The sequence below is a fragment of the Bacillus cereus group sp. Bce019 genome (genome assembly GCF_051781745.1).
Classification (GTDB): Bacteria; Bacillota; Bacilli; order Bacillales; family Bacillaceae_G; genus Bacillus_A; species Bacillus_A cereus.
The window spans coordinates 137,742-150,522 of sequence record NZ_JBPWJX010000006.1 but is presented as its reverse complement, the minus strand read 5'-3'; the positions used below and the strand labels follow the sequence as shown (position 1 = coordinate 150,522).

Genomic DNA, 12,781 nt, shown 5'->3' with positions numbered 1-12,781 from the left:
CTCATTCTAATTTTATATCAAATAAAATGATATCGCAAACGACGAAAAAAAGTAACCGTTTTTTCACAAATGTATATAAGTATTTCCTTTACATCTTTCTATGATACACCTTTCTTCTTATTTATATAAAGAAAAAAGGACTGGTAATTTCCCAGTCCTTTCCTTATATTTATTCACTTACCGGAAGTACAGCACCTTTATATTCTTTATTAATAAAATCTTGAATTTCTTTTGAATGTAGCACTTCTACTAGCTCTTTAATTTCTTTTTTCTTCTCATCACCTTTACGAACTGCGATGATGTTTGCATACGGAGAGTCTGATCCTTCAATCGCAATTGCATCCTTCGTTGGATTTAATTTTGCATCAATTGCATAGTTCGAATTAATGAATAAAGCATCTCCCTCATTATTTTCATACAACTTCGGGGAAAGTCCAGGTTCAACATCTGTTTTAAATTTTAAGTTTTTCGGATTTTCTACTACATCTTTTACTGTCGCCTTAACAACATCTACACCATCTTTAAGCTTAATCACGCCGCCTTTTTGTAACAATGCTAACATACGGCCTCGCTCCGCTACGTTATTACTCATAATCACTGTCCCGCCATCCGGTAAGTCTTTTAAGCTTTTATATTTCTTAGAATAAATGCCCATAGGCTCTAAATGGATTTTTCCTGCGTTTACAATTTTATATCCCTTTTCTTGAATTTCTTTATCTAAGTAAGGAATGTGCTGGAAGTAGTTCGCATCAATTTCTTTATCCGCTAAAGCCTTATTCGGCAACACATAATCTTGGAATTTTTTAATTTCTAATTTAATACCCTTTTTCTCTAAAATCGGCTGTGCCTTTTCTAAAATAACAGCGTGTGGCACGTTAGAAGCTCCCACAACAAGCTTATTCTCCTCTTTTCCTCCGCAAGCAGCTAATGTAAATACAGACAACGCTGTAACAACTGACAGTAGAACCTTTTTCATATGATTTCCCCTTCTCCCCAATGGTTATGTAGTTATAAAAAGAGCCGGCATACACCAGCCCTTTTCAGCAATTATTCTTTTACAGGAACAACTGCCCCTTTATATTCTTTATTAATAAAGTCTTCAATTTCTTTAGAATGCAATACTTCTACAAGAGCTTTAATCTCTTTCTTATCTTTATCGCCTTTACGAACAGCTACTATGTTTGCGTATGGTGAATCATTTCCTTCAATTGCAATTGCATCTTTTTCCGGATTTAACTTTGCATCAATTGCATAGTTAGAGTTAATTAAAACAGCGTCGCCTTCTTTATTGTTATACACTTGTGGCAATAAACCAGGCTCGATATCCGTTTTGAATTTTAGATTTTTCGGATTATCTGCAATATCTTTTGGAGTTGCTTTAACTGGATCTATTCCGTCTTTAATTTTTAAAATACCTTCTTTTTGTAAAATTGCTAAACCACGTCCATGGTCAGCAACTGAATTACTCATAATAATTGTCGCTCCGTCCGGAAGCTCTTTTAAGCTCTTATACTTTTGAGAGTACACACCAATTGGTTCTAAATGAATTTTTCCTGCTACTTCAAAGTCATATTTTTTATCTTTAATTTCTTTTTCTAAATACGGAATGTGCTGGAAGTAGTTTGCATCTAAATCCTTATCCGCTAACGATTTATTTGGTAATACGTAGTCTTGGAATTTTTTAATTTCTAACTCAATTCCTTTTTTCTCAAGTAACGGTTTTGCCTTTTCTAAAATAACAGCGTGCGGTACGTTAGAAGCACCCACAACAAGTTTCTTTTCATCTTTATCTTTCCCGCCACAAGCAGCTAATCCAAAAATTGAAGTTGAAATAAGTGCCGTAAGTAACAATTTTTTCATTTGAAACATCCTCCCGTTTTTCATTATCGTTTATCTATTCGAGTCGTTAAACTATCACCAATCCACTGAATTAAAAATACAACTAGTAATACACAAATTGTCGCAACGATTGTTACATCGTTATTCCCTCTTTGGAATCCTTCTAAGTAAGCAAGTGTTCCAAGGCCACCAGCACCAACAACTCCTGCCATTGCTGTATAGCCTACTAAAGCAATTGTCGTAACCGTAATACCAGATACTAATGCTGGTAACGATTCTGGAATTAACACTTTCAAAATAATTGTGCTTGTTTTTGCTCCCATTGCTTTTGAAGCTTCAATTACACCTTTATCAATTTCGCGAAGTGCGATTTCAACCATTCTCGCGTAGAATGGTGCTGCTCCAATAATTAAAGCCGGCAAAGCTGCACTTGCTCCAAGAATTGTTCCAAGAAGAATCTTTGTGAATGGGATTAATAAAATAATTAAAATGATGAATGGTATAGAACGGAATATATTTACGAATGCTCCAATCACCGTATTAATTGATTTGTTTTCCCATAAATTATCTTTTGCTGTCATGAAGAGTAACAATCCTAAAATGAGTCCTAAAACAAATGTCGCAAGAGCTGCGATTGCCGTCATATATAACGTTTCACCAGTTGCTTCTAACATTTGATTCCAATCAACATTTGCAAGTAACTTATCCATGTGCAATCACCTCCAGCTCTACTTGATCTTGATGAATTCCTTCTATTGCTTGCTGAATCGCTGTTTCCTCACCATTTAAATGCACAACTAAACTACCGTAAGAACCGTTATTCGTTTGTGCGATATTTCCTTGCAAAATGCTAACTTCTATATCACTGCGTTGCATCAATCGTTGAAGCACTGGTCTTTCTACAGCCTCACCGATAAACTGCAAACGAATTACTTTTCCATCTGGATATTTTTCAATTAAACTTTCAATCGTTTCATTTGTATCTTCAGAATCCGTTAACTGCTGTACAAATCGTTTCGTAATATCTTGCTTCGGATTACGGAATACATCAAGTACTGGACCTGTTTCTACAATCTTTCCTTTCTCCATTACCGCAACACGATTACAAATCTTTCGAATTACGTGCATCTCATGTGTAATGAGTACAATTGTTAAACCAAGGCGCTTATTAATGTCTAATAGTAAATCCAAAATTTGATCTGTCGTTTCCGGATCAAGAGCTGACGTTGCTTCGTCACATAAAAGCACTTGTGGATTGTTAGCTAATGCTCTTGCAATCCCAACGCGTTGCTTTTGTCCCCCACTCAGCTGAGATGGGTACGCGTCTCCTCTTCCTTCTAATCCAACAAGATGAATTAATTCATCAACACGTTTTCTTCTCTTCGTTTTATCAACACCTGCAATTTCAAGTGGAAACTCTATATTTTCACGTACAGTTCGTGACCAAAGTAAGTTGAAGTGCTGAAAAATCATTCCGATTTCTTGCCTTGCCTTACGAAGTTCACTTCCTGTAATTGCTGATATAACACGATTCGCAATTGTAATTTGGCCAGAAGTCGGTTTCTCCAACTGATTGAACAATCTAATTAAAGAACTTTTTCCAGCGCCACTATATCCGATAACACCAAATATTTCACCTTTATCTATTTTTAAATTGGCATTATCTACAGCAGTGACATCACCGCTTTTTGCTTTATATATTTTCTTTACATTCTCTAATAGAATCATGGTGTATCACCCCTTTTTTAAATAAAAAGCGCAAGCGGCTCGTTTAGAACAAGAGGGCGTTTGAATCCCTGACGTAGAGGCGCTTTTTGCCTCATAGGAAGGGATGAAACGACCGACTGTTCTAGCCGCTGGAGCTAGATTTCATAAAGATTTTAGGTCGACTCCGCAATTTTTTATTTTTAATGCGTGTAGTCCACTGTTATCATTACTTTTATTATTTGAATGTCCTCCACATTCAAACAATAAAAAAACCTTTCTGCTTTAGAGAAGCAGAAAGGTTTTTATGCGTATATAACAACATTATCCCTCTCTCTCATCTCTCAAAGCATTTGCTTTGCAGGAATTGGCACCATTTCAACATAAGTTGACGGTTGCCGGGCTTCACAGGGCACAGTCCCTCCACCTCTCTTGATAAGAGAAATCAGATTCAATTTTCGTCTGATTTGAAATTTATGAAATTGTCTATATTTTATGACTTGAATTGTATCAATATACACTCACCATGTCAACAGAAATTTTCGCAAAAAATGAAACTTCAGAATTTTAAGCACCTACTGACATCGGTTTACATATATGAAACATCGATTCCACTAATAACATCGTTCGGTACGTTCCCGAATATTGTACACGTCCATCATTCATTAGCATTTGCAATCGTACATTTCCATTCACCAATTGTTCTATATCCTTTTCATCTAAGCAAATGATTTGTTCCGTTCCTCTTTCCTCATGTACCAACTCTATATAATCTCTTGAAATTTGTAACGAACAACTTTCATCTCCAAAGCGAAAATTAACAGTTTTTTCTTCTTGTCTTAAAAGCGGTTCTAAATGATATTGACCATTAGCGTAATTTACAAATGATTGAAGCAAAGAATATAATCTCACCCTAAATCACATCCTTCATATCACTTTCTATTACATACCATTCCCTCTCACTAAAGAGCAATCCTGTTATTTTCGCTCGACAAATACTGTATCCATCCTGCATCTCGACATATTTCCCAAGAAATATGTCGAGGCGGCAAAATTTTTGCCGCCTACTTTAATTCCGTATATAAATATTCAACCGAATGAAATGCGTATATCTTCTTCATCAGTGTCCCATTTTCAAAAACAAGTAAACAAGGTACACTTTCAATCCCATACTCTTTTGCTAAATGCGGAGCATAATTTAAATCTAACATCCCAATTTTCAAATCTTCAATTGTCATCTCAACCACTGTTAACATCTTTTTTGCTAATTGGCATGTTCCACACATTGGAGTATATACATATAATACTGTTTTTTCTTCGTTCTCTATTAGGGCTGTAGCTTCGGCTCCTGTCCAATCAATCACTTCTATCATTCCTTACCGTAAATATTCTGTATAAACGTCAATGTCGGCTCCCCATAATACATTTGCTAAGTGTGTAGATGGCGCAGTTGCCACTTCTCGGTACGAGCGATCAATATAGATATGCTCGGCTTGCGGGAATTCTTTTCGAAATTGTTTCCTTAACTTTTCTCCAGCATCATCAGCATCCACTAGCACATACACTTCCTTATCAAAAAACTGATCAACGAGCTCATCCATTTTCGACAAACCAATTGTACCATTTGTACAAACAATTTCCACCGGTTCACGAATAATAGATTCAATCTTTCTTCTATCTGATGTACCTTCTACAATAATGACTTTTTCTACATAAATCATATGTCATCACCCGATCACCATATACTATATAACCTTGAACTTAGTATATAGTATATTCGTTATTTTCATGTTGTTTCCTGTTTATTTTTGCAAAAGAAAAGCGGAACCGACTGCTTAGCCCTGTTGGCTAAGGTTCTTTCGCACAGAAGACGCTTTTTGTCTTCTCGTGCGGAAGGTTCTTAGACATGAAGGGCTAGGAGGTGGAGCTGGACAATGAAAAGCACAAGCAGCTCGTTTAGATTGTGAAGACTTATGAAACCTTACCACAAAACAGTTTTTCTCATAATAGCTTATTTATTTACATATAACTTGAATTTCATTATTTCACAAAAAATAAAAAAGGACAGCACAAAGGCTGTCCTTTAGTCGACTATAATTAGTCTTGGTTTGTCATTTCTGCATATTTTTCTGCAGTTAATAACTTCTCAACTTGGCTTGCATCAGAAAGTTCAACTTTAACCATCCATGCACCCTCGTATGGAGATTCGTTAACAAGTTCTGGTTGGTCACTTAATTCTTCGTTTACTGCTACAACTTTACCGCTTACAGGTGCGTATAACTCAGAAACTGTTTTAACAGATTCTACGCTTCCGAATGGCTCGTTAGCTTCGATTGTTGCACCTACTTCAGGAAGTTCAACGAATACGATATCGCCTAGCTCACCTTGTGCAAAGTGAGTGATACCGATAACAACTTCATTACCTTCAGTTTTTACCCATTCGTGTTCTTCAGAGTAACGTAAATTATTTGGAATGCTCATGACTGTACCTCCAGTGAATGTATTAATTATGTAAAAATACCTTATTGGTACTTTTTCCACACACTTTCAAACTGCTCTTCGTTAAAACCAAGTGTTACATTCGTTCCATCTGTTACAATTGGACGTTTAATCAACATGCCATCAGATGCTAAAAGCTCATACATTTCGTCTTCGCTTGCATCTTTCAACTTATCTTTTAGACCAAGTTCACGGTAACGCATTCCACTTGTATTAAAGAATTTTTTTAATGGTAATTCACTTTTTTCATGTAAATTACGTAAATCTTCTTTTGATGGTGGATTTTCAACAATATGAATCATCTCATATGCTACATCGTTTGCCTCAAACCATTTCTTTGCCTTTTGACATGTGCCACACTTTGGATATGAATAAAATGTTACTGTCATAAATTCACCTACTTTTTTACTAACCTTTACCTTTATCATATAGAAAACGTTTTATTATTTCAAACCATTATTCGCTAAACTTTTACTTATTTCGTGATAATTTTTAATAATCCTGCGAATTTTTCTTATTTTTCCGCCATTTGTTAAGAAAAAAATAAATATATAAATTTTTTAGATTCTGCACCAAACATATATCTTAAACAAGCGTTTGATTAATTCTCCATTTTCTTTCTTAACCTTTGAACTACAGGAGTTTCTTTCTACCGAACATACAGCTTAAACAAACGTTTGATTAATTCTCTATTTTTCTTTGTTAACCCTTGAGTTACATCGGTTTCTTCCTACCGAACATACAGCTTAAACAAACGTTTGATTAAAAAAATAAGAAGCCTCTTTTGTAGGCTCCTTCATTATCTATTTAAATAATCTGCAATTGTTTGAAATACGACGATATACATATTATGAATACTTTCTTCTGTATTTCCACCATTCGATAAACCAATTGCCCATTGTTGTCCTTCACCACTTCCGATATTCGCAAACCCTTGCGTATACATAGCATTTACATCTTTTCGGGCACTGTTATACTCTATCCCTTTTGTAATAAAAATCGAATATGATTTATCTTGTAAACCGATAAAAAACACTGGTTTCTTTAGTGATGAAAATACATTTTTATATTGCTCTGTTGAGGCTTCTTGAAAGTGATCTTTCATTATTAGAAAACCATCTACTTCCTTAGATTTCTTTCCCAGTTCCTCTAACTTCATTTCCTCAAACTTTACATTCCTAAACGTATCTTTCGGCTTTTCTCCAACAACTCCAATTACGAGTGCTCTTCCGTTATATTCTAATTTTTCTCCTTCGTTATTCTTTGCACACCCAGCACCTACTAGGCATAACAATATAAAAACTAAAAAATATGATAAACGCTTCATTTAGCACCCTCTCCCTTCTTTTTAGTCAAGTGACAAAAACGTAAGGTTAATTCAAGAAAATGTAAGTAAAATCGATAGCCCAATTCACGTTTCTATATTATAATCAATTGAATTTACTTACATTACTAAACATAGGAGATCAACATGAAGAAATTTAAACTTTCATCTTTTCTTCCGTTAAGTTATATACTTCTACTCGTACTCGTAAGTCCCCTTTACGACGTATTAAATAAATCGACTGTTCACGCAGTAGACGTTACAACTGTAGTAGATGATTGGATTCCATTTGTAAAAGCATTTATTATTCCTTATTTACTTTGGTTTCCATACTTATACGGCGCACTTATTTATTACTGCTTCGCTGACCGAAAGCAATATTATGTCACTTTAAGTAGTGTTATTTTTGGAAAGCTTGCTTGTTTTTCTATTTATTATTTTTGGCAAACAACTGTACCGCGTCCGACTGTCGTTGGAACAGATGTATTTTCTGAACTAGTTCGCTATATTTATAGTATCGACCAGCCAGTAAACTGTTTCCCTAGCATTCACGTTCTTACTACATTTGTAATTATGTTAACTGCCTTTAAGCGTAGAGAACAACATGCTTTTGAATATTACATCCTTACTTTCTTCGGTACACTTATTATTTTATCAACGCTATTTACGAAGCAACATGCCTTTGTAGATGCCGTTTCTGGAATGACACTTGCAAGCATACTTTACTTCGGCGTTCAACTCTTATTGGCCAAAGAACCAATAAGAGTTCCAGTAAAACAAAATCATAGAATGTAACATAACAAAAAAGCAGACTGTGGCTTCTCAGTCTGCTTTTATCTATTATTAAGGAGATTTTCAATTTAAGATTGCGGTACAGTCATATCACCAGAATGAATACGACCTGCTTTTTTAAGAGCAATGTAAAGTATATAAGAAACAGCTACTGGAATGACGATATAAGTAATTACCATCGCCGGGAGAACTTCCCATCCTTGGCTGGAAATTAAATTAATTGGTGCGATAAGAGAACTTAATCCAAGACCTGCAATTTCTTTTCCTGCTTCCAGTTGGAAAATTAATGCGGATACCGGACCGACTATAGCACTGGCGACGACAGTTGGGACGAGAATCATTGGATTTTTAGTGATATTTGGCAACTGTACTTTCGGAGTACAAAGTGCTTGAGCTAATATGCCACCTAAATTGTTTTCTTTTGCTGAGATGACAGAGAATCCGATAAACTGAGCGACGCATCCGGCAAGAGCTGCACCACCTGCAACACCGTCTAAGCTAAGTGCGATCGCTAACGCAGCTGATGAAGCTGGAGAGATAAGTAATAGTCCCCAAACTACTGCAATGACGATAGAAGCGATAAACGGGCTACCAGCTGAGCTATCTTTAATGAACGCTCCAACTGCATTTAAAACAGGAGTAATATTATGAGATAACCAAATACCAACTAAACCAGAACCTAATATGGCCGCAAATGGAACGAGCATCATATCTAAAGCAGTTTTTCCGCTTAAACGTTTACCAATATATACAGCTAAAGTTGCTGTTAATAATGCACCGATTGGCTCACCTGTTTTAATAATTAGACCAGCTTCAGTAATTGAAATGGATCCGGCACCAATCGCTCCGGCTACCATCGCCGAGAAGATTACAAGACCGTTTGCACCGAGCATAAAAGCAATGCCGGCACCAATTGCCGGTGCCATTAGTGATTTTGCAACAACTCCGATTGTAATAAGTAATGGTATATCAACAATTCTTCCTATATTTTCGATCAGTAAACCAATTCCGAGGGATACGAAAATACCTTGTGCGATTCCAGCAGATGCTTTAAATACACGAGACATTATATATTCCTTCATTTGTTTCACCTTCTTCTATAAGTTAGTAACCAATTGTTTTCATATAATCACGTAAAATATCGTTTGATTTTGCGAATCGAGATTCTTCATCCTCTGTTAAATTGAGTTCTACAACTTCTCTTATACCGTCTCTAGTAATAATAGCTGGTACTCCTGTACAAATATCGTATTCACCGTACTCACCATCTAAAATGGCTGATACAGCAATGACACGGTGATCATCGTTAAAGATTGAACTCGCAATATACGCTAGAGAGTTTCCGATTCCGTAATAAGTAGTTCCTTTACGTTTATAAATTTCCCAGCCAGCTTTTGCAGTCTTCTCAACAATTTCATCTAAATCTATTTCTCCAAATCGTTCTTTTTGTTCTTCTAAAATTTGCAGAATTGGCTTTCCACCAACAGTTACATGAGACCAAGCAACCATTTGAGAATCACCATGTTCTCCTAATGAATACCCATGAATACTACGAGGGTCTACATGTAGCATTTCAGATAAAATTGTTCTTAAGCGAGAAGAATCTAGTGATGTACCAGTACCGATTACGCGATTTCTAGGTAATCCAGATAATTTCCACACTTGATATGTAATAATATCAACTGGGTTCGATGCAAGTAAGAAAATACCATCAAATCCACTTTCCATTACGCCACCAACAACACTTTCCATAATCTTCGCACTCGCTCCTAAAGTATCTAAGCGACTTTGCCCTGGTTTTGGTGCTGGCCCTGCTGTAATAATGACAATGTCCATATCTTTGCAGTCTTCATAGCTTCCTGCATATACTTTTGTTCTTGTATTTGTAAAGTTAATGCAATGTGATAAATCCATTGCTTCCCCAACTGCACGTTCATGATCTATATCAATTAATAATAGCTCTTCGCAAATCCCTTGATTTACAATGGAATACGCACAACTTGATCCAACTAATCCAGTACCGATAATTGCAATTTTTCTTGTATGTCTTTTCATAGCAATCTCTCCTAATTGATCATATAATCTATTTCTTTTGTTCTTTACATTCTTAATTATAGAGGTTCCCACGATAGAAACCATGGATACTTTGTGAAATATTGAACAAAGTTTTTGTCCTTTTTGTGAATTGTTATATTCCATTTTCGTCATATTTGTTACAACTGGAAAAATATTTATTATGTATTTATTGACATATACAAAAAGAAAACGAGCGAATAAATTCGCTCGTTTTCTTTTTCCTGTTATTCCGCACTTAATTGACTTTTTAATTGCTGTACAATCATTGGATTAGCAGGTGCTGCCGGTTTGTAATAACTCTTTTGCTTTGCGTACTCATACATATTACGTTGGCGCGCCTCGTCTTGATTACGAATTTGAATTAACGTTTGATGTAACTGTTCATTATCAGACTGAGCAATATAATTTGCATAGCTTGTTAAACTTGCATTTAATCCTGCTAAATAATCATTTACCATATCTTTTTCATTCATCTTTCTCTTCCTCCTATCCTAGGAAAGTCATTAATTGCTGTTTCGTATTTCGTGCATCTTGCGCATCTTTTTGTAGCATTTGTTTCAGTTGTGGATCTGTACACGTCTGTGCATACTGCTCCAACTTGTTAATAATTGTTGCGTGTCCACCAATTAAATGACGTAAGTTTTCTACTTCAAGCTCTGTTAAATTTTGCATGGAATACTCCTACCTTTCTTTATTCGTTCACTGTTAGTATTTAGCTATTTTTTGATTGTATACATGAATTAACTTTTTTACGTGCATACAAAATAAAAGATGAATAGCTAAGCCATTCACCTTTTATACTGGTTATGTATTTATTTTTATAGAGATACAATCATACTTATACTCACAAGTAAGTTCCATACAATGTGTAAAATAATACTAGGTATAATAGATTGCGTCTTTTTGTATAACATTGCAAATACCATTCCCATAATCGTTGCTGTAATTAGAAGCCCCCCATGAAGAAGTCCAAAAATGAAGGAAGAGATAATGATACTAACTAAAAAATTATATTTCTTTTCTAAAAATCGATATAAAATACCTCGAAATAGAATTTCTTCTTTAACCGGCGTAATGATAGCAATACTTAACACATATATAATACTTTGTATGTTATTTTGAAGTCCTAAACCTCCTAATTGTTCCTTTTGTTCTGCTGCACTTTCAAAACTAAACACATGTAACATTAAATATTGTGATACTGCAATGATAATAAAACCAATTAATAGATATAAATATGTCTTCCCATTCTTCAAAACGGATACATCCCAAATGTATTTAATAAAATGAAGAACTGGTTTATAAGCTAATAAAACGATAGCAACAACAATTGCATCGAATAAGAGTAAGTAATATCCTTCTAATTTAGTACTTAATGCTTCTTCTCCATAAATCTCAAAGGCTAAACCAAGAAATAATCCTCCTAGGAGTGAAATCCCTATAATCATTGCTATCATTACAAATAGATTTTTATATGTTATATTCTCGATTTTTCTTTCCACACTATACGCCTCTAACACTGTTTTACCCACAGTATCCCTCCAGTTATTCTCATTTATCTCATTAAAATCCTTTAATTTAAATATAAAGATAATATAACAAATTTTACAAAAAGAATAATATGCAATTTTACATATTATGAAAACTTTATATTTTATAGTTTTAGGAATAGAATTGCTATGCAATGATTATTATATGAAATTTCAAAAAATACTTCCTATCCACTATAACCCTCGCATCATATAAAACTTATTAGTTAAAGGAGCAATGAACATGAAAACACATGACTTCCTTACAGAAATCCAGAAGGGCTCTGAGCCTAGTCCATATCAAGATTCTATTGCTTTTATTTTCGTTTGCCTTTCCGTAGTCATATACACATTTTTCAAACCTGCTAAATAATATCATGTAATGAGAAAAAGCCTACCGCTCTTTTCGAATCATATGCACTAAAAAACCTTAGAATCACTTCTAAGGTTTTTGTTTGCCTCGCTTCTTATTCACGTAACCCTTTAATAAACGTTTCCAACAATACATGTAAACTTATATCTAAATCTAACGGCAAACCAAATCCGCCCTGTTGTTCAATCGAAGCAAATCCATGACAAATACTTCTGAATCCGCGTGTCGCATGAAGTGCATTCTCTCCTTCTAAGCCATACTGTTGTAAAACCTGAAGACAAAGCTTTACAATCCCGTCACCTGCTTTTCTTACTTCTTCATCTCGTAAAAAAGTTGCTTCATATAGTCCAGGATGTTTTCGGACAAATGCTACATACGCTTCTCCTAAAGCATGAATTGCTTCATCCATCCGTTTATCCTCGGCAGCTTCTTCCAGTCTGTTATGCAGCTTTTTAATTCCGTAAATGCCAAGATTTTTCCGTACATCTTGTAACCCTTTTACATGATTATATAGTGAGGGCGAACGTACCCCTAATCTTTGCGCTAATGAAGCTAACGTTACTTCTTGTATTCCATTTGTATCTGCAATTTCTGCAGCTGTTTCTACAATTTTCTGTAATGTAAGTCCGATTCTCGGTGACATAA

17 protein-coding genes and 1 riboswitch are annotated in these 12,781 nt (G+C 35.0%); of the genes, 1 reads left to right on the top strand and 16 read right to left on the bottom strand.

Annotated features, from left to right (window positions below):
• Positions 1 to 169: 169 nt before the first annotated feature.
• The 10 genes from metQ (ACS2QP_RS11900) to ACS2QP_RS11855 form a co-directional block, all read right to left on the bottom strand.
• On the bottom strand, positions 170 to 976 hold the full coding sequence (gene metQ, locus ACS2QP_RS11900; RefSeq protein WP_000757013.1) for a methionine ABC transporter substrate-binding lipoprotein MetQ: 807 nt from the start codon (positions 974 to 976) through the stop codon (positions 170 to 172).
• A 71-nt stretch (positions 977 to 1,047) separates the two neighbouring features.
• Positions 1,048 to 1,860 (bottom strand): methionine ABC transporter substrate-binding lipoprotein MetQ, encoded by an 813-nt coding sequence (gene metQ, locus ACS2QP_RS11895; protein WP_000735099.1) that lies wholly within the window; start codon positions 1,858 to 1,860, stop codon positions 1,048 to 1,050.
• 23 nt (positions 1,861 to 1,883) lie between these two features.
• Positions 1,884 to 2,549 carry a methionine ABC transporter permease gene (locus ACS2QP_RS11890; RefSeq protein ID WP_000359401.1) on the bottom strand — a complete coding sequence of 222 codons (666 nt, stop codon included), beginning with the start codon at positions 2,547 to 2,549 and terminating at the stop codon, positions 1,884 to 1,886.
• On the bottom strand, positions 2,542 to 3,567 hold the full coding sequence (locus ACS2QP_RS11885) for a methionine ABC transporter ATP-binding protein (RefSeq protein ID WP_000601768.1): 1,026 nt from the start codon (positions 3,565 to 3,567) through the stop codon (positions 2,542 to 2,544). The genes ACS2QP_RS11890 and ACS2QP_RS11885 overlap by 8 nt, the downstream gene beginning before the upstream one ends.
• Before the next feature lie 310 nt (positions 3,568 to 3,877).
• Positions 3,878 to 3,985: riboswitch (SAM riboswitch) on the bottom strand.
• 125 nt (positions 3,986 to 4,110) lie between these two features.
• Positions 4,111 to 4,455: a hypothetical protein gene (locus ACS2QP_RS11880; RefSeq protein ID WP_001242139.1), complete on the bottom strand. Its 345-nt coding sequence runs from the start codon at positions 4,453 to 4,455 to the stop codon at positions 4,111 to 4,113.
• A gap of 152 nt (positions 4,456 to 4,607) precedes the next feature.
• Complete coding sequence (locus ACS2QP_RS11875) at positions 4,608 to 4,916, bottom strand: thioredoxin family protein (protein WP_002008881.1); 309 nt, start codon at positions 4,914 to 4,916, stop codon at positions 4,608 to 4,610.
• A 3-nt stretch (positions 4,917 to 4,919) separates the two neighbouring features.
• Positions 4,920 to 5,264, bottom strand: a complete 345-nt coding sequence (locus ACS2QP_RS11870; RefSeq protein ID WP_000640870.1) for a toprim domain-containing protein — start codon at positions 5,262 to 5,264, stop codon at positions 4,920 to 4,922.
• Between the two features lie 376 nt (positions 5,265 to 5,640).
• Positions 5,641 to 6,024: a glycine cleavage system protein GcvH gene (gcvH, locus tag ACS2QP_RS11865; protein ID WP_000026897.1), complete on the bottom strand. Its 384-nt coding sequence runs from the start codon at positions 6,022 to 6,024 to the stop codon at positions 5,641 to 5,643.
• A gap of 41 nt (positions 6,025 to 6,065) precedes the next feature.
• Entirely contained in the window at positions 6,066 to 6,431 is a 366-nt protein-coding gene (locus ACS2QP_RS11860) for an arsenate reductase family protein (RefSeq protein ID WP_000218968.1), read from the bottom strand.
• A 410-nt stretch (positions 6,432 to 6,841) separates the two neighbouring features.
• Positions 6,842 to 7,369 (bottom strand): hypothetical protein, encoded by a 528-nt coding sequence (locus ACS2QP_RS11855; RefSeq protein ID WP_438882454.1) that lies wholly within the window; start codon positions 7,367 to 7,369, stop codon positions 6,842 to 6,844.
• Positions 7,370 to 7,513: 144 nt separating this feature from the next.
• Between ACS2QP_RS11855 and ACS2QP_RS11850 the strand changes: the two genes are divergently transcribed.
• Complete coding sequence (locus ACS2QP_RS11850) at positions 7,514 to 8,161, top strand: phosphatase PAP2 family protein (protein ID WP_438882453.1); 648 nt, start codon at positions 7,514 to 7,516, stop codon at positions 8,159 to 8,161.
• A gap of 65 nt (positions 8,162 to 8,226) precedes the next feature.
• Here ACS2QP_RS11850 and ACS2QP_RS11845 read toward each other — a convergent pair whose 3' ends face one another.
• From ACS2QP_RS11845 to ACS2QP_RS11820, 6 genes are all read right to left on the bottom strand, one after another.
• Positions 8,227 to 9,240 (bottom strand): PTS transporter subunit IIC, encoded by a 1,014-nt coding sequence (locus ACS2QP_RS11845; protein ID WP_000666172.1) that lies wholly within the window; start codon positions 9,238 to 9,240, stop codon positions 8,227 to 8,229.
• Between the two features lie 22 nt (positions 9,241 to 9,262).
• Positions 9,263 to 10,213 carry an L-lactate dehydrogenase gene (locus ACS2QP_RS11840; protein ID WP_438882452.1) on the bottom strand — a complete coding sequence of 317 codons (951 nt, stop codon included), beginning with the start codon at positions 10,211 to 10,213 and terminating at the stop codon, positions 9,263 to 9,265.
• 245 nt (positions 10,214 to 10,458) lie between these two features.
• Complete coding sequence (locus tag ACS2QP_RS11835) at positions 10,459 to 10,707, bottom strand: spore coat protein (RefSeq protein ID WP_001002981.1); 249 nt, start codon at positions 10,705 to 10,707, stop codon at positions 10,459 to 10,461.
• Positions 10,708 to 10,720: 13 nt separating this feature from the next.
• Positions 10,721 to 10,906: a hypothetical protein gene (locus ACS2QP_RS11830; RefSeq protein WP_001180555.1), complete on the bottom strand. Its 186-nt coding sequence runs from the start codon at positions 10,904 to 10,906 to the stop codon at positions 10,721 to 10,723.
• A gap of 146 nt (positions 10,907 to 11,052) precedes the next feature.
• A complete protein-coding gene (locus ACS2QP_RS11825) occupies positions 11,053 to 11,766 on the bottom strand; it encodes a CPBP family intramembrane glutamic endopeptidase (RefSeq protein ID WP_113304970.1) in 714 nt (237 codons plus the stop codon).
• A gap of 464 nt (positions 11,767 to 12,230) precedes the next feature.
• Positions 12,231 to 12,779, bottom strand: a complete 549-nt coding sequence (locus tag ACS2QP_RS11820; protein ID WP_060634793.1) for a TetR/AcrR family transcriptional regulator — start codon at positions 12,777 to 12,779, stop codon at positions 12,231 to 12,233.
• Positions 12,780 to 12,781 lie beyond the last annotated feature (2 nt).